Source organism: Tepidimonas sp., from assembly GCF_036825565.1.
GTDB lineage: Bacteria > Pseudomonadota > Gammaproteobacteria > Burkholderiales > Burkholderiaceae_C > Tepidimonas.
The window spans coordinates 26,572-46,779 of record NZ_DAISXZ010000004.1; the positions used below are offsets into that span (position 1 = coordinate 26,572).

At 67.9% G+C, this 20,208-nt stretch carries 22 protein-coding genes and 1 pseudogene; 11 read left to right on the top strand and 12 right to left on the bottom strand.

Annotated elements, in window-relative coordinates; genetic code table 11:
* Positions 1–25: 25 nt before the first annotated feature.
* A pseudogene (thiC, locus tag V7026_RS01490) lies at positions 26–1,849 on the top strand (phosphomethylpyrimidine synthase ThiC); the annotation flags it as partial.
* A 223-nt stretch (positions 1,850–2,072) separates the two neighbouring features.
* Here thiC and V7026_RS01495 read toward each other — a convergent pair.
* The 3 genes from V7026_RS01495 to nadC form a co-directional block, all read right to left on the bottom strand.
* On the bottom strand, positions 2,073–2,720 hold the full coding sequence (locus V7026_RS01495; protein ID WP_334153475.1) for a hypothetical protein: 648 nt from the start codon (positions 2,718–2,720) through the stop codon (positions 2,073–2,075).
* A 67-nt stretch (positions 2,721–2,787) separates the two neighbouring features.
* A complete protein-coding gene (gene nadA, locus V7026_RS01500; protein ID WP_334153476.1) occupies positions 2,788–3,885 on the bottom strand; it encodes a quinolinate synthase NadA in 1,098 nt (365 codons plus the stop codon).
* 11 nt (positions 3,886–3,896) lie between these two features.
* Positions 3,897–4,793: a carboxylating nicotinate-nucleotide diphosphorylase gene (gene nadC / locus V7026_RS01505; protein ID WP_334153516.1), complete on the bottom strand. Its 897-nt coding sequence runs from the start codon at positions 4,791–4,793 to the stop codon at positions 3,897–3,899.
* Between the two features lie 118 nt (positions 4,794–4,911).
* Between nadC and panB the strand changes: the two genes are divergently transcribed.
* Positions 4,912–5,787 (top strand): 3-methyl-2-oxobutanoate hydroxymethyltransferase, encoded by an 876-nt coding sequence (gene panB / locus V7026_RS01510; RefSeq protein ID WP_334153477.1) that lies wholly within the window; start codon positions 4,912–4,914, stop codon positions 5,785–5,787.
* 49 nt (positions 5,788–5,836) lie between these two features.
* Positions 5,837–6,688 carry a pantoate--beta-alanine ligase gene (gene panC / locus V7026_RS01515; protein WP_334153478.1) on the top strand — a complete coding sequence of 284 codons (852 nt, stop codon included), beginning with the start codon at positions 5,837–5,839 and terminating at the stop codon, positions 6,686–6,688.
* Positions 6,689–6,703: 15 nt separating this feature from the next.
* Here the strand turns inward: panC and V7026_RS01520 are convergent, their stop codons facing one another.
* The 4 genes from V7026_RS01520 to V7026_RS01535 form a co-directional block, all read right to left on the bottom strand.
* A complete protein-coding gene (locus V7026_RS01520) occupies positions 6,704–7,726 on the bottom strand; it encodes an NAD(P)H-dependent glycerol-3-phosphate dehydrogenase (protein WP_334153479.1) in 1,023 nt (340 codons plus the stop codon).
* A 58-nt stretch (positions 7,727–7,784) separates the two neighbouring features.
* On the bottom strand, positions 7,785–8,243 hold the full coding sequence (gene secB / locus V7026_RS01525) for a protein-export chaperone SecB (protein ID WP_334153480.1): 459 nt from the start codon (positions 8,241–8,243) through the stop codon (positions 7,785–7,787).
* Positions 8,244–8,385: 142 nt separating this feature from the next.
* Positions 8,386–8,652, bottom strand: a complete 267-nt coding sequence (grxC, locus tag V7026_RS01530; RefSeq protein WP_334153481.1) for a glutaredoxin 3 — start codon at positions 8,650–8,652, stop codon at positions 8,386–8,388.
* A gap of 24 nt (positions 8,653–8,676) precedes the next feature.
* On the bottom strand, positions 8,677–9,087 hold the full coding sequence (locus V7026_RS01535; RefSeq protein ID WP_334153482.1) for a rhodanese-like domain-containing protein: 411 nt from the start codon (positions 9,085–9,087) through the stop codon (positions 8,677–8,679).
* A gap of 109 nt (positions 9,088–9,196) precedes the next feature.
* Between V7026_RS01535 and gpmA the strand changes: the two genes are divergently transcribed.
* The 3 genes from gpmA (at position 9,197) to V7026_RS01550 (ending at position 12,259) form a co-directional block, all read left to right on the top strand.
* The gene (gene gpmA / locus V7026_RS01540) at positions 9,197–9,940 is read left to right on the top strand and encodes a 2,3-diphosphoglycerate-dependent phosphoglycerate mutase (RefSeq protein WP_334153483.1); all 744 of its coding nucleotides are present in this window, start codon (positions 9,197–9,199) and stop codon (positions 9,938–9,940) included.
* An 86-nt stretch (positions 9,941–10,026) separates the two neighbouring features.
* Positions 10,027–11,490 (top strand): S41 family peptidase, encoded by a 1,464-nt coding sequence (locus V7026_RS01545; RefSeq protein WP_334153484.1) that lies wholly within the window; start codon positions 10,027–10,029, stop codon positions 11,488–11,490.
* A gap of 7 nt (positions 11,491–11,497) precedes the next feature.
* Entirely contained in the window at positions 11,498–12,259 is a 762-nt protein-coding gene (locus tag V7026_RS01550) for a HesA/MoeB/ThiF family protein (RefSeq protein ID WP_334153485.1), read from the top strand.
* On the opposite strand, the gene V7026_RS01555 is transcribed toward V7026_RS01550, so the two are convergent.
* Genes V7026_RS01555 through V7026_RS01570 form a run of 4 tightly spaced genes read right to left on the bottom strand, consistent with a single transcriptional unit; the run spans position 12,192 to position 15,017 of the window.
* Complete coding sequence (locus V7026_RS01555; RefSeq protein ID WP_334153486.1) at positions 12,192–13,142, bottom strand: DUF429 domain-containing protein; 951 nt, start codon at positions 13,140–13,142, stop codon at positions 12,192–12,194. The two genes, V7026_RS01550 and V7026_RS01555, sit on opposite strands and share 68 nt — an antisense overlap.
* Positions 13,143–13,160: 18 nt before the next feature.
* A complete protein-coding gene (locus V7026_RS01560) occupies positions 13,161–13,586 on the bottom strand; it encodes a BLUF domain-containing protein (RefSeq protein WP_334153487.1) in 426 nt (141 codons plus the stop codon).
* A 4-nt stretch (positions 13,587–13,590) separates the two neighbouring features.
* Complete coding sequence (gene folE / locus V7026_RS01565) at positions 13,591–14,310, bottom strand: GTP cyclohydrolase I (protein ID WP_443082299.1); 720 nt, start codon at positions 14,308–14,310, stop codon at positions 13,591–13,593.
* A gap of 41 nt (positions 14,311–14,351) precedes the next feature.
* The gene (locus V7026_RS01570) at positions 14,352–15,017 is read right to left on the bottom strand and encodes a phospholipase D-like domain-containing protein (protein WP_334153490.1); all 666 of its coding nucleotides are present in this window, start codon (positions 15,015–15,017) and stop codon (positions 14,352–14,354) included.
* On the opposite strand from V7026_RS01570, the gene V7026_RS01575 reads away from it, so the two are divergent.
* A complete protein-coding gene (locus V7026_RS01575; protein WP_334153491.1) occupies positions 15,000–16,079 on the top strand; it encodes a protein-glutamate methylesterase/protein-glutamine glutaminase in 1,080 nt (359 codons plus the stop codon). The genes V7026_RS01570 and V7026_RS01575 overlap by 18 nt on opposite strands.
* 23 nt (positions 16,080–16,102) lie before the next feature.
* Here V7026_RS01575 and V7026_RS01580 read toward each other — a convergent pair whose 3' ends face one another.
* Complete coding sequence (locus V7026_RS01580; protein WP_334153492.1) at positions 16,103–16,858, bottom strand: hypothetical protein; 756 nt, start codon at positions 16,856–16,858, stop codon at positions 16,103–16,105.
* Positions 16,859–17,142: 284 nt separating this feature from the next.
* On the opposite strand from V7026_RS01580, the gene V7026_RS01585 reads away from it, so the two are divergent.
* From V7026_RS01585 to V7026_RS01600, 4 genes are all read left to right on the top strand, one after another.
* On the top strand, positions 17,143–18,078 hold the full coding sequence (locus V7026_RS01585) for a branched-chain amino acid transaminase (protein WP_334153493.1): 936 nt from the start codon (positions 17,143–17,145) through the stop codon (positions 18,076–18,078).
* 6 nt (positions 18,079–18,084) lie between these two features.
* The gene (locus V7026_RS01590; protein WP_334153494.1) at positions 18,085–18,306 is read left to right on the top strand and encodes a zinc-finger domain-containing protein; all 222 of its coding nucleotides are present in this window, start codon (positions 18,085–18,087) and stop codon (positions 18,304–18,306) included.
* The gene (locus V7026_RS01595) at positions 18,293–19,228 is read left to right on the top strand and encodes a glycosyltransferase family 2 protein (RefSeq protein ID WP_334153495.1); all 936 of its coding nucleotides are present in this window, start codon (positions 18,293–18,295) and stop codon (positions 19,226–19,228) included. The genes V7026_RS01590 and V7026_RS01595 overlap by 14 nt, the downstream gene beginning before the upstream one ends.
* Before the next feature lie 91 nt (positions 19,229–19,319).
* A complete protein-coding gene (locus V7026_RS01600) occupies positions 19,320–20,078 on the top strand; it encodes a glycosyltransferase family 2 protein (RefSeq protein ID WP_334153496.1) in 759 nt (252 codons plus the stop codon).
* Positions 20,079–20,208: the final 130 nt, after the last annotated feature.

Consider the following 20,208-nt stretch of genomic DNA (forward strand, 5'->3'; position numbering starts at 1 on the left):
CACTGCGTTTCCGAGGAGCCCGCCCATGGCTATCGTTGCCACCCTTGCCGCCCCTGCGAACCCGACGCCGCAGCCGTCCAGCCCCCATGCCGTCACGGTCGGCCCCATCTGCGGCTCGCGCAAGATTTACGTCACCGGCAGCCGCCCCGACCTGCGCGTACCGATGCGCGAGATCGCCCAGTCGGCCACGCCTGCGGCGCTGGGCGGCGAGCTCAACCCGCCGGTATGGGTGTACGACACCTCCGGCCCGTACACCGCGCACGACGCCGATATCGACATCCGCCGCGGCTTGCCGCCGTTGCGGCTGCGCTGGATCGAGGAACGCGGCGACACCGAGGTGCTGCCCGGACCCAGCAGCGGCTGGGGGCAAGCACGGCGACACGATCCCGCCACCGCGCACCTGCGCATGCCGGCTGCGCCGCGTCCGATCCGCCGCGCACGCGCCGGGGCCAACGTGACGCAGATGCACTACGCGCGCCGCGGCATCGTCACGCCGGAGATGGAGTTCGTCGCCATCCGCGAAAACCAAAATTGTCAGGCTTATCTCGAAGCGCTGCGCGCCTGTGGCCCGCGCGGCCGGGCGATGGCCGGGCGGCTGCTGCAGCAACACCCCGGGCAGGCCTTTGGCGCGCGCATACCCGGCGAGATCACCCCAGAGTTCGTGCGCCAGGAGGTGGCCGCCGGGCGCGCCATCATCCCGGCCAATGTCAATCACCCCGAAAGCGAGCCGATGATCATCGGCCGCCACTTCTTGGTCAAGGTCAACGCCAACCTGGGCAACTCGGCGCTGGCGTCGGACATCACCGCCGAGGTGGACAAGATGGTGTGGGCGGTGCGCTGGGGTGCCGACACGGTGATGGATCTGTCCACCGGACGCCACATTCACGAAACGCGCGAATGGATCCTGCGCAACAGCCCGGTGCCGGTCGGCACGGTGCCGATCTACCAGGCGCTGGAAAAAGTCGGCGGCGACCCGCAGGCCCTGAGCTGGGAGGTGTTTCGCGACACGCTGATCGAGCAGGCCGAGCAGGGGGTCGATTACTTCACCATTCACGCCGGCGTGCGCCGCGACTTCATCGCGCTGACCGAGCGACGGCTCACCGGCATCGTCTCGCGCGGCGGCTCGATCATGGCGCGCTGGTGCCAGGCCCACGGCCAGGAAAACTTCCTCTACACCCACTTCGAGGAGATCTGCGAGATCATGAAGGCGTACGACGTCGCCTTCAGCCTCGGCGATGGGCTGCGCCCTGGTTCGATCCACGACGCCAACGACGAGGCGCAGCTGGCCGAGCTACGCACGCTGGGAGAGCTGACGCAGATCGCCTGGCGCCACGACGTGCAGGTGATGGTCGAAGGCCCCGGCCACGTGCCGATGCAGTTGATCCAGGCCAACATGGACGAGCAGCTGCGCCACTGCCACGAGGCCCCTTTTTACACGCTGGGGCCGCTGGTCACCGACATTGCGCCGGGCTACGACCACCTGGCCAGCGCGATCGGCGCGGCGCAAATCGGCTGGTACGGCACGGCGATGCTGTGCTACGTCACGCCCAAGGAGCACCTCGGTCTGCCCGACCGCGACGATGTCAAACAGGGGTTGATCGCCTACAAGATCGCCGCCCACGCCGCCGATCTGGCCAAGGGCCACCCGGGCGTGCAGATCCGCGACAACGCGATGTCCAAGGCCCGCTTCGAATTCCGTTGGCAGGATCAGTTCAACCTGGCGCTGGACCCCGACACTGCGCGCCGCTACCACGACGCCACGTTGCCCAAAGACGCCGCCAAGACGGCCCCGTTCTGCTCGATGTGCGGGCCGAAGTTTTGCTCGATGCGCATCACGCAGGAGCTGCGCGCGCACAACGGGGCGATCCAGCTCGCAGACGCCGCGCCCGTGCGCTAGCGCGCACCAGCCCTGCCGGGCATCGGCTCGTTCACCGGCATCGTGGCGATCTTCCATGAGGACCACGATCGTCCCCGCCGCCCCCCAGCCAGGCTTCTGCCCAGGGACACGGCGCCCGCGCCGCGATGTCGACCGCCACGCAGGCCGAAGGCGATGATGGAAAGGCCTCTGCCGGCTAGCGAGCGACGGCGGGTCGCTGCAGCTCCCAGGTCGCCGTCAGTCGGCCGGCAAAGGTCACGTGCAGGATGGCCCCGCCGATGCCGGCCGACAGCTTGACGCCGGGCTGGGGCGGCGGATCGGTGGCCGCCACCTGCAGCAAGCCCGGCGGCCATACCACCTTGAGCTCGGCCTCCATCGGCAAAAAGCCATCCAGGTAGCGGCGCATCAACGGCCCGGCGTGCAGCCGCCAGCGACCGTCGCCCATCGGGTCGAGCGCGCGCGAGCGCAGTTCGATGCACACCGTCGCGCCGCGCTCCACCCCCGCCAGTTCGACGCGGTGGTTCTCGACCCAGGCGCGCTCCACCCCCTGCGCCTGGGTGATGCGGATGGACTCGACCCGATCGCGGTTGAACAGCACCACCACGCGGGCGTTGGGGTCCAGCCGCAGGTGGCAGGTCTCCACGCGCACGACGCCCGTGCGCAGGCTGTCGTCGTCGATGCGCACGCGCGACTCGTACCCATAGGCGTGGGGATCGGGCCGCTCGGCCAGCAGCCGGAGTTCGCCCTCGCGCGCAATGTCGTCGAACTCGAGCGGACGGGCCTGCGCCCCAGCGGCGATGGCGAGGGCGCCGAGCGCCCCCCAGACAATGCGCAAGACGGCCATGGGCACACCTCCGGGTAATCGATGCTCCATTGTGCCCGGATGCCGCGCCGCGCGTGCGCGCGGGGGATCAGGCCGCGCCGATGCCGGGGACCAAGGCCCCCGCCGGCTCGCCCCGTTTGAGGTCGGCGGTGAAGGCCAGCATGCGATCGATGGGCTGCCGGGCGCGGGGGATCAGGGCGGGATCGACGTGGATTTCGTTGAGCCCTGTCTCCAGCACCTCCAGCACGCCGCGCAAGCCGTTCATCGCCATCCACGGGCAGTGGGCACAGCTCTTGCATGTAGCGCTGTTGCCGGCCGTGGGCGCTTCGATGAAGCGCTTGCCCGGGTTGAGCGTGCGCAGCTTGTGCATCATGCCGTTGTCGGTGGCGACGATGAACGCTGTGGCGTCCAACTCCGCTGCGGCCTTCAGGATTTGGGAGGTGGAGCCCACCACATCCGCTTGCGCCACCACCTCGGCCGGGCTTTCGGGGTGCACCAGCACCTTGGCGCCGGGGTGATCGCGGCGCAGTTGCTCCAGCTCGAAGGCCTTGAATTCGTCGTGCACCACGCACGAACCCCGCCACAGCACCATGTCGGCCCCCGTCTCGCGCTGGATGTAGGTCCCCAAGTGCTTGTCCGGTGCCCACAAGATCTTGTGGCCCTTGTCGCGCAACGCCCGCACGATGTCCAGCGCGCAGCTGGACGTCACCAGCCAGTCGGCCTGCGCCTTGACGGCCGCACTGGTGTTGGCATAGACGACCACCGTGCGGTCCGGATGCTGGGCGCGAAAGGCGGCAAAGTCCCCTTCCGGGCAACCCAGGTCCAGCGAGCAGGTCGCATCCAGATCGGGCATCAGCACGGTTTTTTCGGGCGAGAGGATCTTGGCCGTCTCCCCCATGAAGCGCACGCCCGAGACGATCAGGGTGCGCGCCGGGTGGTCGCGCCCAAAGCGCGCCATTTCCAGCGAGTCGCTGACGATGCCGCCGGTCTCCTCGGCCAGGTCCTGCAGGTCCGGGTGCACATAGTAGTGCGAGACCATGACCGCGCCGCGCTCGCGCAACAGCGTCCGGATGCGGGCCTTGAGGGCCTCGCGCTCGGCGGGCGAAGGCTCCTCGGGCACGCGCGCCCAGGCGTGGCGGGTGGTGCAGGCCGGCTGCTCGACGTCGACTTCGATGAGGGATGCCATGGTGGAGATACTCAAAGGGGGTGCAGCCGCATGGACAGGTCGATGGCCTGGACATCCTTGGTCAGCGCCCCGACCGAGATGCGGTCCACGCCGGTTTCGGCCAGCGCGCGCACGGTCTGCAGGTTGACACCGCCGGAGATCTCCAGCACGGCGCCGCCGCCCGGGTGGGCGTCGTTCAGGGCAACCGCCTCGCGCAGGGTCGGCAAATCCATGTTGTCGAGCAAAACCACGCGCGCGCCGCCATCCAGCGCATCGCGCAACTGCGCCAGCGTCTCGACCTCGATCTGCACGAACAGCGCCTGCGGCGCCAGGGCCTGCACCCGCGCAAGCGCCGCCCGCACGCCGCCGGCAGCGACGATGTGATTTTCTTTGATCAGCACCGCGTCGTGCAGGCCCATGCGGTGGTTCAGCCCGCCGCCCGTGCGCACGGCGTACTTCTGCGCCACGCGCAGGCCAGGCAGCGTCTTGCGCGTGTCACAGACGCGCGCACGCGTGCCCGCCACCGCCGCCACGTAGCGCGCGGTCTGCGTGGCCACGGCCGACAGCGTCTGCAAAAAATTCAATGCGGTGCGCTCGGCCGACAGCAGGGCGCGGGCATGGGCCTCGACCTCGAACACGACCCCATCGCGCTCGACCCGCTGGCCATCCGGCACCCGCCAGTGCCATTGCGCGGCGGGGTCCAGCGCATGCACGGCCGCGCGCACCCAGGGCTCGCCGCACACCACGGCAGGCTCACGCGCGATCACCCGCGCCCGCATGCGCAGGCCGGGATCCACCAGCGCGGCGGTCAGGTCGCCGCTGCCCACGTCCTCGGCCAGCGCACGGGCGACGTCGGCCGCCGCCTGCGCGGCGATGTCCGGCAGCGGTGGCTGCAACGACAGGGGGTCGGGGCGTGCGGGGTCGCTCATCGGCATGCCAAAAACTCCGGAAATCGCAAGCATAGCGGCATCCACCGCCCTGCGCCCGCCTCTCGCCGCAAGGGCAGACGCATCGACTAGACTTGCGCGTCTTGGAGGACAGGACGCCATGACCGACACCACACCGCGCACCCCGTACGGCACCTTGCCGGCCGCCGCGCCCCTGCCGCCGCGCAAGCCCATCAGCCTGCCGCGCTTGCAGGAGATGCGCGAGCGCGGCGAGAAGATCGCCATGCTTACCGCCTACGACGCGACGTTTGCCGCGGTGGCCGACGCCGCTGGCGTAGACTGCCTGCTGGTGGGCGACTCGCTGGGCATGGTGTGCCAGGGGCGCCCCAGCACGGTCGGTGTGTCGTTGCAAGAGATGTGTTACCACACCGAAAGCGTGGTGCGCGGCCTGCGCCGCGTGCAAGGCACCGTGTGGGTGATCGGCGACCTGCCCTTTGGGAGCTATCAGGAGTCGCGCGAGCAGGCCGTGCGCAGTGCCACCGCGCTGATGCAGGCCGGCGCGCACATGGTCAAGCTCGAAGGCGGTGGCTGGACAGTGGAAACCGTGCGGTTTTTGGTGGAGCGCGGCATCCCCGTCTGCGCCCACCTGGGCCTGACGCCGCAAACGGTACACGCCATCGGCGGCTACCGCGTGCAGGGCCGCAACGACGCAGAGGCGCAGCAACTGCGCCGCGACGCACTGGCGCTGCAGGATGCTGGCGCCACGATGCTGGTGCTGGAGATGGTGCCCGCCGCGCTGGCGGCCGAAATCACCCAGCAGCTGCCGCGCTGCCACACCATCGGCATCGGCAGTGGCAACGGGACCGCCGGCCAGGTGCTGGTGATGCACGACATGCTGGGCATCCACCTGGGCAAGACGCCGAAGTTCGTGCGCAACTTCATGGACGGTGCGGCCAGCGTGCGCGACGCCATGGCCGCCTATGTCGCCGCCGTCAAGGCCGGAACCTTCCCCGACAATGCCGCGCACGCGTGGTAAACCGCAGCCTGCCGCGCCCCACGTCCCTGTTTATCTCCCCGCCATACCGATGCAAGTCATCCATTCCATCGCCGAGCTGCGCCAAGCGCTCGCCCCGTTCGACCGCCCCGCCTTCGTGCCCACGATGGGCAATCTGCACGACGGCCATCTGAGCCTGGTGCGCCATGCGCGCACCCTGGGCGACGTCACCGTCACCAGCATCTTCGTCAACCGGCTGCAATTTCTGCCGCACGAGGACTTCGACACCTACCCGCGCACGCTGCAGGCCGACTGCGAGCGCCTGGCCCAGGTCGGCTGCGACATCGTCTTCGCGCCGGCCGAAAGCGAGCTGTACCCGGAGCCGCAAACCTTCAAGGTGCAGCCGCACCCGGCGCTGGCCGACATGCTGGAGGGGCATTTTCGTCCCGGCTTTTTCACCGGGGTCTGCACGGTGGTGATGAAGCTGTTCCAGTGCGTCTTTGCCCAGGCCAAGGGCGAGCGCCACGCGGTGTTCGGCAAGAAGGACTATCAGCAGCTTATGGTGATTCGCCAGATGGTGCGGCAGTTTGCCCTGCCGGTCACCATCCACGGCGGCGACATCGCACGCGCGCCGGACGGGCTGGCGCTGAGCTCGCGCAACAGCTATTTATCGCCCCCCGAACGCGCGGAGGCGCCCCAACTGGTGCAGGCGCTGCGCCTGCTGGCCGCCGACGTGCTGGGCGGCGAGCGCAACCTGGCCGCGCTGGAGCGCCACGCCGAGCAGGCGCTGGCGGCCCGTGGCTGGCAGCCCGACTACCTGACCGTGCGTCGGCGCGAGGACCTGCTGCCCCCTACGGTGGCAGACCTGCAGCCGGGCCGCCTGGTGGCGCTCGGCGCGGCCCGCCTGGGCCGCACCCGCCTGATCGACAACTGGGAGTTTTGACGCCCCCGGCGGGAATCACTCCGCCACCGGATCGCGCGCCATCAGGCGCGCGACCGCATCGCGCGGTTGAAGCGCGCCGTCCAGCAGCGCCACCACGGCATCGGTGATCGGCATGCGCACCCCCAGCGAACGGGCGCGCTGCGCCACGGTGCGCGCGCTGTACACCCCCTCGGCCACGTGCCCGAGCGAATCCACCGCCTGGGTCAGCGTCAGGCCCTGGGCCAGCAGCAGCCCAACCTGGCGGTTGCGACTCAGGTCGCCGGTGGCGGTCAACACCAGATCGCCCAAGCCGGACAGGCCCATGAAGGTCTCCGCCCGCGCCCCGAGCGCCAGCCCCAGGCGCGTCATCTCGGCCAGGCCGCGGGTGATCAAGGCCGCCCGGGCGTTGTGCCCCAGACGCAGGCCATCGCACAACCCGGTGGCGATGGCCATGACGTTTTTGACCGCACCGCCGACTTCGACGCCAACGATGTCGTCGTTGGCATAGACGCGCAGCGTCGGACCGTGGAAAGCGGCCACCAAGGCGTCGCGCACCGGGGCCTGGGCACCGGCCGCCACCAACGCCGTCGGCAGGCCGGCCGCCACTTCCTGCGCAAAGCTGGGGCCGCTCAGGACCCCGACGCGCAGGTCCGGGGCCACCCGGGCGGCGATTTCGTGCCCCAACAAGCCGTCGGCGCTGGGCTCGCACGCGCGCTCGAAGCCCTTGCACAGCCAGGTAACGGGGATGTCGGCGCGGCCCGCGGCGGGCAATGCGCCAGACAGCCATTGCAACCACTGCCGCAACCCCGCCATCGGGGTGGCGATGACGACCAAGTCGGTGGCCACCAGCCACGGCGCCAGCGATGCCGGGTCGCCCCCGCCGCACTCGAGCGCCGGCGGCAACATCGCCCCCGGCAGGTAGCGGGCATTGACGCGCGCGCTTTGCAGACGCTCCGCCAGCGCGCGGTCGCGGGCCCACAGGCGCACCCGGTGGGTACCGGCCGCCGCGATGGCGAGGGCTGTCCCCCAGGCGCCGGCGCCGATCACGGTCAGGTGCATGGCAGCGGCAGAAAAGCGGTCGGCAACGGGGCGGGCCAATCACCCGCCCCAGCGTCCATCAGGCGGTGACGATGCGCGGCGCGTCGTCCTGCTGCTGGGCCTGCTGCTGCTCGTACATGGCCTGGAAGTTGATCTCGGCCAAATGTACGGGCGGGAAGCCGGCGCGCGTGATCAAATCGGCCACGTTGGCGCGCAGGTAGGGGTAGATGATCTGCGGGCAGGCGATGCCCATGATCGGGCCCATTTGCTCCTGCGAAAGGTTGCGGATCTCGAAAATCCCCGCCTGCTTGCACTCGACCAGAAACACGGTGCGCTCACCGATCTTGGTGTGCACGGTGGCCGCGACCGCCACCTCGTACACGCCGTCGGCCACGCCCTTGGCCTCGACACCCAACTGGACGTCCACGCTGGGCTGCTGCTGCTCCAGAAAGATGGCGGGGGAGTTCGGCTGCTCCAGCGAGGCCTCTTTCAGGTAGATGCGCTGGATCTGGAAAACGGGGGTTTGATCGTCGGACATGGTCGAAGTCGGTTGAGCGGCGCCCGCCGGCGGCGGATGCCCGGGTGGAGCCACCCCCAGGCGCGCGAAACGCGCCGCACGGGGGTCGGCGAGACGGGTGGATTATGACAGCGGCAGCCGAGCCGGTCGGAAGCGGCCGGCCTCAGCCGCCCTGCCCCTGCAGCAACGGCACCAGGCCGCCGCGGGCATCGAGGGCGTGCAGGTCATCGCACCCCCCGATGTGGCGCCCGTCGATGAAGATCTGCGGAACGCCGGTACGCCCGACCAGTCGCGCCATCTGCTGGCGGACCTCCGGCTGGCCGTCGACGTTGATCTCCTCCCACTCGATCACGCCGCGCGCGCGCAACAGCGCCTTGGCCCGGTGGCAGTAAGGACAGTAGTCACTGCTGAAAATCTTGACGTGTGCCATGCGATTGCCCTCTACGGTGCGCGATCAGGCCTTTTGGACCGGCAAGTTGGCGCCGCGCCAGGCGGCCATGCCGCCCGACAGCGAGACCGCCTTGTCGTAACCCAGCTTCTTGGCGATGGCCACGGCGCGGCGCGAGCGCATGCCCGAGGCGCACACCATCACCAGCGGCGTCGCCTTGTTTTTGACGGCCTGGGGCAACTGCTGCTCCAGCGTGTCCAGCGGAATGTTGCGCGCCCCCGTCACATGCCCGGCGGCAAACTCGGCGGGCGAGCACACGTCGATCACGGCCGCCTTCTCGCGGTTGATGAGCTGCACCGCCTCGGTCGGCGACACACCCGCTCCGCCCGCCGCGCCGCCCAACGCCGGCCACATGAGCATCACGGCCGAGCCGACTGCCACCGCCACCAACATCCAGTTTTCGATCAAAAAATCCACGGTACGCCTTGGTTTGGAATCGATCGGGACGACCTCGTCCCGGCAGGCGGGTATTCTAGAATGTGGATTTTCCCTTTGTCGCCCTATCCAGGAATCCCCCCTTGTTGCCATGCACAAACTCGTCCTGATCCGCCACGGAGAGTCCACCTGGAACCTCGAAAACCGCTTCACTGGCTGGACCGATGTCGACCTCACACCCACGGGGGTGTCGCAGGCCATGTCGGCGGGGCGACTGCTCAAGGCCGAAGGCTGGGACTTCGACCTGTGCTTCACCAGCGTACTCAAGCGCGCCATCCACACGTTGTGGTACGTGCTGGACGAGATGGACCGCGTCTGGCTGCCGGTGATCAAGGACTGGCGGCTCAACGAACGCCACTACGGCGCCTTGCAAGGCCTGAACAAGGCGGACATGGCCAAGCAGTACGGCGACGAGCAGGTGCTGGTTTGGCGCCGCAGTTACGACACACCGCCGCCGCCGCTGGACCCCAACGACCCGCGCGGCCAGCGCCAGGACAGGCGCTACGCCGCTCTGGCGCCGGAGCAGATTCCCCTGACCGAGTGCCTGAAGGACACCGTGGCGCGCGTGGTGCCGTGCTGGAACGACACCATCGTGCCCGCCATCCGCAGCGGCCAGCGCGTGCTGATCGCCGCGCATGGCAACTCCATCCGCGCGCTCATCAAGCACCTGGACGGCATCTCGGACACGGACATCGTCGGGCTGAACATCCCCAACGGCATCCCGCTGGTGTATGAGTTGGACGACGACATGAAGCCGCTGCGCCGCTTCTACCTGGGTGACGCCGCCGCGGCGGAAGCGGCCGCGGCCGCCGTCGCCCGCCAAGGCAAAGCCTGAGCCCAGGCCCCGCCTGACGGGAACCGCGCCGGCGCGCCGCCGGTCCAACGTGTATAGTGGCGCGAGACGCGACGACAGGGATTGCGATGGGGCAGAAACTGAAGACTGCCGGCTGGGTAGCCCTTGGGGCACTGGCCGGCGCGCTGACGACGGTGCAGTTGCAGGCTACCGCGCGGGCGACGCTCGCGCCGCTGCCGCTGGAGGAACTGCAGCAACTGGCCGCCGTCTTTGGGATGATCAAGAGCGACTACGTCGAGCCCGTCGACGACAAAAAGCTCATCACCGACGCCATCGCCGGCATGGTGTCGTCGCTCGATCCCCACTCGCAGTATTTCGACCGCAAGAGCTTCAAGGAATTCCGCGAAGGCACCTCGGGGCGCTTCGTCGGTGTGGGCATCGAGATCACGATGGAAGACGGCCTCGTCAAGGTCGTCACGCCGATCGAGGACTCGCCCGCCTTCCGTGCGGGCCTCAAGGCCGGCGACCTCATCACCAAGATCGACGACACCGCCGTCAAGGGCCTGACCATCAACGATGCCGTCAAACGCATGCGCGGCGAGCCCAACACCCAGGTGACCCTGACCGTCTTCCGCCGGGACGAAAACCGCACCTTCCCGGTGACCATCACGCGGCAAGAGATCAAGACCGTCAGCGTGCGCGCCAAGGTGGTGGAGCCTGGCTACGCCTGGGTGCGCGTATCGCAATTCCAGGAACGCACGCTGGAGGACTTTGCCCGCAAGATCGAAGAGATCGCGCGCTCGGAGCCGGCGCTCAAGGGCCTGGTGCTGGACCTGCGCAACGATCCGGGCGGCCTGCTGGATGCGGCGGTCGGCCTGTCGGCGGCGTTCCTGCCCGACGACGCCGTGGTGGTCACGACCAACGGCCAGTTGGAGGAAAGCAAGGCCACCTACCGCGCCACACCGCGCGACTACCTGCGCCGTTCCGGCAACGACCCGATCGCGCGGCTGACGGCGCAAACGCAGGGGCTGCTCAAGCGCATCCCGATCGTGGTGCTGGTCAACGAGGGGTCGGCCTCCGCCAGCGAGATCGTCGCCGGTGCCCTGCAAGACCACAAGCGCGCCGTCATCATGGGCAGCCAGACCTTCGGCAAGGGCTCGGTGCAGACGGTGCGCCCGCTCGGCCCCGACACGGCGCTCAAGCTCACCACCGCGCGCTACTACACGCCCAGCGGCCGCTCCATCCAGGCCAAGGGCATCGTGCCCGACGTGTGGGTGGACGAAACGCCCGATGGGAACCTGTTCGCGGCGCTGCGCACGCGCGAGGCCGATCTGGAAAAACACCTGGCCAACGGACAGAATCGCCCCCTGACCGACGCCGAGCGCGAGGCCGAGCGCCAACGCGAGCGTGAGCGGGAACAGGCCCGCCAGCGTCTGGAAGAAGAACAGCGCAAGAATCCGGGCGCGCGGCTGCTGCCGGAGTTTGGGTCGGACAAGGACTTCCAGCTCCAGCAGGCGCTCAACCGCCTCAAGGGCCTGCCGGTGGTGGCCAGCAAGACAGCCGCCGAGCGCCCTGCCAAGGCCGACAACTGACGCCCGCATGACCGACGAGCAACTGCTGCGCTATTCGCGTCACATCCTGCTCGACGACATCGGCGTCGAGGGCCAGGAGCGGCTGCTGGCCGCCCATGCGGTGATCGTCGGCGCGGGCGGGCTCGGCTCGCCGGTGGCGCTGTACCTGGCCAGCGCCGGGGTAGGCCGCATCACCGTGATCGACCACGACACGGTGGACGCCACCAACCTGCAGCGCCAGATCGCGCACGACCTGTCGCGTGTGGGTCTGCCCAAGGCCCTGTCGGCGCAGGTGGCCATGCGCGCCATCAATCCGGAGGTGCGTATCCAGCCGTTGCTGCAGCGCGCCGACGACGCCGTGCTCGACGGTGTGTTGCCCGACGCCGACGTGCTGCTGGACTGCACCGACAACTTCCGCACTCGCCACCTGATCAACCGAGCCAGCGTGCGGCACGGGGTTCCGCTGGTGTCGGGGGCGGCCATCCGTTTCGACGGACAGTTGTCGGTGTACGACCCACGCGATCCGCACTCGCCCTGCTACGCCTGCCTGTTCCCCGAAACCGAAGGGCTGGAAGAAACCCGCTGTGCGACCATGGGCGTCTTCGCGCCGTTGGTCGGCATCATCGGGACGATGCAGGCGGCCGAGGCGCTCAAGCTGATCGTGGGATTGGGCTCGCGCCTGATCGGTCGACTGCTGATGCTGGACGGCCGTGGCCTGGCGTTTACCGAGGTGCAGCTCGCCCGCCACCCCGACTGTCCGGTGTGCGGGTCACGCCATCGGCCGGCCTGACGGGCGCCGACACCCCCGCGGTGACGATCCATCCTTCCAGGGGATCGAACGGTGGCAGACCCCAGCAAGGGTGGCCGGCTTCGTGCTGAAGGCAACCCCAAGCCGCTTGCACCAAACACAGCACGGCGTCCAGGGCATCGCCACGGGGATCATCCACCAGCGCCTCGTGCTGCGCCGGGCTCAGATGCAGGCGCAGGCCCGTTGCGCCCAACAGCGGTGCGGTACCAGCCTCCAAAGCATGGAGCAAGTCCTTGCGGGCGATCAGGCGCTCTGGGGTCTGCCGGACCCGCTCATCGCTTTTGTACGACCGTCGGCCCAGCACGCTGCGGGCCAGCAGACCGGGATAGGCCTCCAGCGCCACGCGGTCCGCGCCGCCCGGCGGCTCGTGCAATCCGGGTAAAGCCACCCCGGCTGCCAGCAAGCGCGGCACGCCCGCGTGCATCATGTAAGCCACCGGCGGGTTGACCCACTTCATGCTGGGGCTGGAGCCGGCCGGGCCATCGGTGGCCCGATGCGCCATCTTGGCCCCCACCGGCCGCGCCGCACAATAAGCGGCAAAAGCCTCGCGGATCTGCGACCGCGACCGCCCCGCATAGTGGGCCATGCAGGCGAGCCACGACGTCGGCCAGCCCAGGGCCTGCACCAAGGCCCGCGGCAGCCCAAACGGCAAATCGAAACCGCCCACCCACGGACCCGGACGCTCCAGCGCAGCGGACCATGCGGACAGCGACGCAAAGCGCTCCAGCCCGTCCAGCACCACGCGTCGGCCGCGATCGCCCTGCCCCACCACGCGCCCCACGGCATGCACGATGGGCTTGCGCGCCGACGGGGCGCTGGTGAAGTCGCACCCAAGCAGCCGCGGGCGCTTTGCCGGGGTCGCCAACGCCGGCCTCTCGGGCACTCAGACGCGGCCGATGATGCTGGCCGTGGCCATCAGTTCTTCCAACAGCGCCAGCGATACCTTGCCCGAGACGGTGTAGGGGTCGAACTCCGGCCGCTCGGAATACTTCAACACGATGGACGTGTTGAGCTTGGTGAGATTGACCTGCCCCATGGTCCAGCCGCCAAAGCGGCGCTCGGTGATTTCTTCGTAGAGCAGCAGCTCGACATCCTGATGGCGCGGATCGTCGACGATCTGCTTGTACAGACGGTTGACCGCACTGCGCCCCCCCTCGATGGCCTGCAAAAAGATGCCGCCCCCATAGCACAGGATGCCCGTGATGCCGTTGTGCAGATTGTGGCGCCGCGCCGAGGCCAGGATCGACTCGATGGCGTGCGAGGTGTCCGGATCCACGGCCCGGCTGACATAGAGCAAACGCACCAGCATGACCTCAACTCCGCGGAATCAGGGACAAAAATTCGCGCCGCAGGTTCGGGTCTTTCAAAAAGACGCCGCGCATCACCGAATTGATCATGCGGCTGTCCATGTCCTTGACGCCGCGCCACGCCATGCAGTAATGGGTGGCTTCCATGACGATGGCCAGTCCGTCAGGCTGGGTCTTTTCCTGGATCAGATCGGCCAGCTGCACCACGGCCTCCTCCTGGATCTGCGGGCGGCCCATCACCCACTCGGCCAGGCGGGCGTATTTGCTCAGCCCGATGACGTTGGTGTGCTCGTTGGGCATGACGCCGATCCACACCTTGCCGATCACGGGGCAGAAGTGGTGGCTGCAGGCGCTGCGCACCGTGATCGGGCCGACGATCATCAGTTCGTTGAGGTGCTCGGCGTTGGGAAACTCCGTGATCGACGGCGCCGGCACATAACGGCCCGCAAACACCTCCTTGATGTACATCTTGGCCACGCGGCGCGCAGTGTCCTCGGTGTTGTGGTCGTTGGCGGTGTCGATGACCATGGCGTCCAGCACGGCCTGCATCTTCTCCGACACCTCGTCGAGCAGCTGCTCCAGCTCGCCGGGGCGAATGAACTCGGCGATGTTGTCGTTGGAGTGAAAGCGCTTGCGCGCCGCCTGGATCCGCTCGCGGATCCGCACGGAGACGGGCACGCCCTCGTCGGGCCGGGTGTCGTCGGTCATGGTCTCGGGTGCCTTCATGAGCATGCGCGGATGCTAACACCGGGCCAACAACCCCACCATCAGTACCGGTGCCCGGTCAAAAACAGCACCGCCCGCATGACGGCAAAGGCGATCCAATCCCGCGCGCGCTCGTGCCAGGGGCGACGCTGCAGGACCTCCATGTCCAGCGCCACCCCGGCGGTGCGCATCAGGTGATCGAGCCGCGCGCGCAAGTGGCTCACGAAGCGCGCGTCTGTGGTGACGACATTGGCCTCGCGCGCCAGCAACAGGCTGATCGGATCGAGATTGGTGGAGCCGACCGTGGCCCAGCGCTCGTCGGCCACCGCCACCTTGGCGTGCAAGGCGCTGGGCGCGTACTCGCGGATTTCCACCCCCGCACGCAGCAGCCACGCATGCACGGGCCGCGGGGCGTGGTACTGCAAAAAGCGCTCGTACTTGCCCTGCACCAGCAGGCGCACGCGCACTCCGCGAGCGACGGCCTGCGCCAGTGCGTGGCGCAGCCGGCGCCCGGGGATGAAGTAAGCGTTGGCGATGATCAGTTCGTGCCGCGCCAGCGCGATCGCCTGCAGGTAGGCATGCTCGATGTCGTGCCGGTGGCGCACGTTGTCCCGCCACAGCACGGCAGCAGCCGCCCCGTGCACGAGCGGCTCGCCGTCAGGGCCAGCCGGCGTCGCATCGCGCTCCGCGAACCAGCCCTGCCACCACGCGTGCAAATCGTCGCCCACATGCGCCGCGCGCCACGCCTGCCAGGCCGCCCGAAACTCGCGCCGGCGCGCGCGCCGCGCCGCCAGCAGGCGCGCGAAATCATCCGCGAGCGCAACCCGGACGTCATCACGCTGGACGTCGAGATGCCCAAGATGGACGGGCTGGAGTTCCTCTCGCGCCTGATGAGGCTGCGCCCCACCCCGGTGGTGATGGTTTCGACACTGACCGAACAGGGCGCAGAGACGACGCTCAAGGCCCTGGAGCTGGGCGCGGTGGACTTCGTCGCCAAGCCGCGCATCGGTGTGAGCGCCGGGCTGCAGGAGCTGGCCGACGACATCGTTGACAAAATCCGCATCGCTGCCAAGGCGCATGTGCGGCGCCTGACCGCCGCCCCAGTCGCCGCCCGGGCTGCCGCTCCATCGAACCCAGCGGCAACGGCCTCCAGCACCCCGACGGGAGTCGCCTCGGGCACCGGGCTGCTGCGGCTGTCGACCGAGAAGGTCATCTGCATCGGCGCGTCCACCGGCGGCACCGAGGCGATCAAAGAGATTCTGGTCGAGCTGCCGTCCGACGCCCCGGCGGTGGTCATCACCCAGCACATGCCGCCGGGCTTTACCGCCAGTTTTGCCGCGCGGCTGGATTCGCTGTGCCGCATCCGGGCGGCCGAGGCGCGCGACGGCGAGCGCATCCTGCCCGGTCATGCCTACATCGCCCCAGGCGGACGCCAGTTCTCTATCGCGCGCAGCGGCGCCAACTACATCGCGGTGGTGGACGATTCACCGCCGGTCAACCGCCACAAACCGTCGGTGGAGGTGCTGTTTCGCTCCTGCGCGCGGGTCCTGGGGCCCAATGCCGTCGGGGTGATGCTGACCGGCATGGGCGGCGATGGCGCCCGGGCGATGAAAGAAATGCGCGACGCCGGGGCCTACAACATCGCCCAGGACGAAGCGAGCTGCATCGTCTTTGGTATGCCCAAAATGGCCATCCAGGCGGGCGCCGTACACGATGTGCTGCCGCTCAAGCAGATCGCCCGGGCCATCATGGAGCGCGTGGCCGCATCGGGTGTGCGGCACCGCATCTGAAGACGACGTTCGACCGGCGGGGCTCAGACCAGTTGGTCGATTTGCCCGCCCGGCGCCGGTCGGTTGTCGGTGTCGGCGGCCACACCATAGGCACCATAGTTCTGCGCCGCGTCGCTGGGCGGTAGGTTGGCCAGCGGCCGGGTGTTGAGCCGGGCCTGCAACTCCTCCAGACGTTGGGCGCGCTCTTGCGCGGCCTGGACGGCCTCCTGGCCGATCATCATGTCCACCGCCGCGCGGCTGGCCTTCCACATTTTGGGCAACAGATCCTTGATCTGGGCATCCATCGCCTCTTGAGCGGGGTTTTTGACCTCGGGAAAGTCCTTCTGGCCCGAACGTCCGGCGGCATCGCCGGGTCGCCCTGGGCGCGACTTCGCCTCGGCACGGCGCTGCGCGTCGGCATTCTCGGCCTCCCGCGCCCGCTTGTCCCGCTCGGCCGCCCGGGCCTGGGCCACCTCCTGGTCGGCCATGGCCTGCGCATCGGTGGCGCGGGGATCGTCGCGGCCCGCCGCCGGCAGCGGCAATCCGGAGCGTTCGGGCGCGGCACCGTTGGCAAAGCCGTCGGCCCGCTGGCCTTCCTGCGCCGGGGTCACGGGCGACAGCGTCGGCGGCGCCGCCTGCGCCTGCGCACGCGCAGCCTCGCCCTGCGGCGCCACGACGGCGCCAGTCGCATTTTCACGGGCGACGGCATTGATGGGCCGCGCCGGGGTCACCGGCTGGGCCCGCACGGTCGGCGTCGATTGCGGCGCCGGTGCCACGGCAATCGATGAAATGGTCAACATGGCGCAACTCCCAACTCGTCTGTGCGCAAGGGCCACACTCCTTGCGCACATCGGTGTTATCGACCAACTTGAGCCCGACTTTAGGGGGAAATCGCCCGTTTTTCAAACGATCGCCCCGTGCCCCGCCATGGTGTGGCGCGCACACGCCCCCCGAACTCAGCGGTTCGGCCAGCACCGCGGGACGCCGCGGGGCGCAAGCCACGTAAAATGAGAGTGACTACGACCCCGGCGCGCCCGCTCCGGCACAGGCCCCAAACAGGCGCCCCCAACCCAAAGGACCCCCGATGGCGACACCCCTCCCGCTGCACGACCGCGACGGCAAGATCTGGATGGACGGCGAACTCGTCGACTGGCGCGAAGCCAAGGTGCACGTGCTGACGCACACACTGCACTACGGCTGCGGCGCCTTCGAGGGCGTGCGCGCCTACAAGACCGAGCGGGGCCCGGCGATCTTCCGCCTGCAGGAGCACACCGAGCGCCTGTTCAACAGCGCCAAGATCCTGCGCATGAAGATCCCCTTCAGCATGGAGGAGGTCAACGAGGCGCAGCGCGCCGTCATCCGCGCCAACGGGCTGGAAAGCGGCTACATCCGCCCACTGACCTGGATTGGGTCCGAGAAGCTCGGCGTCAGCCCCAAGGGCAACCGCGTGCACCTGATGGTGGCGGCCTGGGCCTGGGGTGCCTACCTCGGCGAAGAGGGCATGAAGCGCGGCATCCGCGTCAAAACCTCCAGCTACACGCGCCACCACGTCAACATCACGATGACGCAGGCCAAGACGGTGTCCAACTACACCAACTCTATCCTGGCCAACATGGAGGCCACCGACGACGGCTACGACGAGGCGCTGCTGCTCGACCCGGCCGGCTTCGTTTCCGAGGGCGCCGGCGAAAACCTCTTCATCGTCAAGAACGGCGTCGTTTACACGCCGGACCCGTCGGCCGGCGCGCTCAACGGGATCACGCGCAACACCGTGCTGCACATCGCCAAGGACCTGGGCCTGGAAGTGGTGCAGAAGCGCATCACGCGCGACGAGGTCTACATCGCCGACGAGGCCTTCTTCACCGGCACCGCCGCCGAGGTCACGCCGATCCGCGAGCTCGACCGCATCCAGATCGGCGCGGGTCAGCGCGGCCCGATCACCGAGCGCATCCAGAGCGCGTTCTTCGACATCGTCAACGGGCGCAACCCGAAGTACGCCCACTGGCTGACCCTGGTGTGACCCTCTATGAGCAGCCCGACTTCAGCCCCTGCCGCCGTCGAATTGTCCGCGCGCGACCTGAACGCGCACGGCGGCGTGATCTGCCCCAGCCCGAAGGCCGGCATGCAGCTCTGGAACGGCCACCCCCGCGTCTTTCTGGACGTGGCCAAAACCGGTGAGGTGCACTGCCCCTATTGCGGGACGGTGTACCGGCTCAAGATCGGCGAGGCGGTACGTGGGGGCCACTGACAACGAAGAGTCGCAGACCGCATGTCCGACCGCGTCGGCTGCGGTGCCGACGCCCCCCACGGTATCGACTGAGGCTCTGGAGCGCGTCACCGTTGTCGTCGTCACATTCGACAGCCGCCATTGCCTTGACGCCCAGCTGCCGCTATTGCGCGCGTGCCGGCACGTCATCGTAGTTGACAACGGCAGTGCGGATGGGACGCCTGAAGCGGTTCGCCGGGCCTTGCCTCATGCCACCTTAATTGCACTGAATCGTAACCTCGGCTTTGGCGCCGCGAACAATTTGGCGCTCGCGCAAGTTGCGACGAAATTTGCGCTGCTTCTCAATCCCGATTGTTCTCTTAACATTCAGGGTCTGTGTGCCTTGGTTGCGCGCGCGCAGACGTTCCCCGACGCGGCCATTGTTGCCCCACAACTGATCAACGCGGAGGGCCAATGCGAAATCAATTATCGCTGGCCGCTGACGTCTTGGCGCAGCCGTGGCCCGGGAGCCGAAGCCGTGACCTGTGTTGGTTTTGTGTGTGGTGCGGCGATGCTATTGCGAACCCAAGCGATCCGCCAGATAGGTGGATTCGATGAGCGTTTTTTTCTGTACTACGAGGACGATGATCTGTGCCTGCGCGTGCGACAGGCCGGTCAGACGATCTTGATCGATCCTGAAATCCGCGCAAAGCACCGGTCACGCGGCTCGGTTCAAGGCCCCCGCGTTCTGCGTGCAGAGTGGTTGCGTGGTTATCATCACACACGCTCAAAGCTGCTTTTTTTCGAGAAGCACACGGGCTTGCAAGCTGCACAATCGCTGCGACGCCGTGTGCTCCTGGCGGCTCTGGTGGGGTTGCCTTTGCGTTTACTGCTTCCCGTCCCTAAACACGTGGCGCGGTGGCTGGGCCGTTGTACGGCCGCCATTGTATGGAAGCATGGGTAGTGCAGCGAAACCTTGCGTGCCTGTTACAGACGCCTCTTGAGTTTCGAGAATCATGCCATTGCCAACTCGGGGAACATGTCCGACGCTGTGCGTGGGCATTCTTACGCTCAATGAGGAAAGGCGCATCAAGAGTTGCATTCAAAGCGCTGCGTTTGCCGATCAGATTATTGTTATTGACAGCGGAAGCACCGACCGTACGACAGCGCTCGCCGAAAGTCTGGGAGCGGAAGTTTTTCATTATCCGGATTGGCAGGGTTTTGGCGTTCAACGCACGCGCCTTCTGCAACACTGTCGCTGCGACTACATCTTTTTTTTGGACGCCGATGAAGAAATAACCCCTGAGCTGCGAACAGAGTTACTGCGCTTCATCGAACAACACCCGAAGACCATCGGAGAAATCGTTTGGCAGCAAGTTGCTTTTGGAGCTCCGCTGCGCCACATGCTTGCGCGTGGCGCACTGCCGCGCTTGTTTCCAGCAGCCGAAGTCGTGGCATTTGAGGGTGCCGTCCACGAAGGACCCATCCTGCGCAATCCCCGCCTGCCCCGACGCCGTCTCAAGTCACCGCTTCTTCATTATTCTCGTGAAACCATTCACGACAGCCTCCGAAAACTGACCCAGTATTCCATGCTGGGCGCTGCCAAACGCAAGGAAGCAGGACGGCGTGGCGGTATCTGGCGCGGTCTTGGTTCGGGTTTGGCGATCTTTGCGCGTATCTACATCTTCCGTTTGGCCTTGCTTGACCGGGGTCCCGGGTTTCTTTTCAGTGTTTTCGTAGCGCTGGAGTGCTTTTTCCGTTACGTTGCCCTTGAATACGATCGAGAACACCTAAGCAATGATGTCAAACGCTAACGATATGCCGCCCCAAACGACCGCAACGTCGTGCCTGGGCCGGATCCAATCGCTGCCTGCCTGGTTATTTGCGGTTGGGATGACAGCGACCCCAGTGGCGCTGGGCCTGGCCAATCTCGCCTTGCTACTG

Coding starts and splice junctions, on each gene's coding strand:
- V7026_RS01590 (WP_334153494.1), top strand. CDS start 18,085: ATGAGCAGCCCGACTTCAGCCCCTGCCGCCGTCGAATTGTCCGCGCGC.
- grxC (WP_334153481.1), bottom strand. CDS start 8,652: ATGGCACACGTCAAGATTTTCAGCAGTGACTACTGTCCTTACTGCCAC.
- V7026_RS01550 (WP_334153485.1), top strand. CDS start 11,498: ATGACCGACGAGCAACTGCTGCGCTATTCGCGTCACATCCTGCTCGAC.
- folE (WP_443082299.1), bottom strand. CDS start 14,310: ATGAAGGCACCCGAGACCATGACCGACGACACCCGGCCCGACGAGGGC.
- V7026_RS01545 (WP_334153484.1), top strand. CDS start 10,027: ATGGGGCAGAAACTGAAGACTGCCGGCTGGGTAGCCCTTGGGGCACTG.
- nadA (WP_334153476.1), bottom strand. CDS start 3,885: ATGGCATCCCTCATCGAAGTCGACGTCGAGCAGCCGGCCTGCACCACC.
- V7026_RS01580 (WP_334153492.1), bottom strand. CDS start 16,858: ATGTTGACCATTTCATCGATTGCCGTGGCACCGGCGCCGCAATCGACG.
- panC (WP_334153478.1), top strand. CDS start 5,837: ATGCAAGTCATCCATTCCATCGCCGAGCTGCGCCAAGCGCTCGCCCCG.
- V7026_RS01520 (WP_334153479.1), bottom strand. CDS start 7,726: ATGCACCTGACCGTGATCGGCGCCGGCGCCTGGGGGACAGCCCTCGCC.
- V7026_RS01585 (WP_334153493.1), top strand. CDS start 17,143: ATGGCGACACCCCTCCCGCTGCACGACCGCGACGGCAAGATCTGGATG.
- V7026_RS01560 (WP_334153487.1), bottom strand. CDS start 13,586: ATGCTGGTGCGTTTGCTCTATGTCAGCCGGGCCGTGGATCCGGACACC.
- gpmA (WP_334153483.1), top strand. CDS start 9,197: ATGCACAAACTCGTCCTGATCCGCCACGGAGAGTCCACCTGGAACCTC.
- nadC (WP_334153516.1), bottom strand. CDS start 4,793: ATGAGCGACCCCGCACGCCCCGACCCCCTGTCGTTGCAGCCACCGCTG.
- V7026_RS01495 (WP_334153475.1), bottom strand. CDS start 2,720: ATGGCCGTCTTGCGCATTGTCTGGGGGGCGCTCGGCGCCCTCGCCATC.
- secB (WP_334153480.1), bottom strand. CDS start 8,243: ATGTCCGACGATCAAACCCCCGTTTTCCAGATCCAGCGCATCTACCTG.
- panB (WP_334153477.1), top strand. CDS start 4,912: ATGACCGACACCACACCGCGCACCCCGTACGGCACCTTGCCGGCCGCC.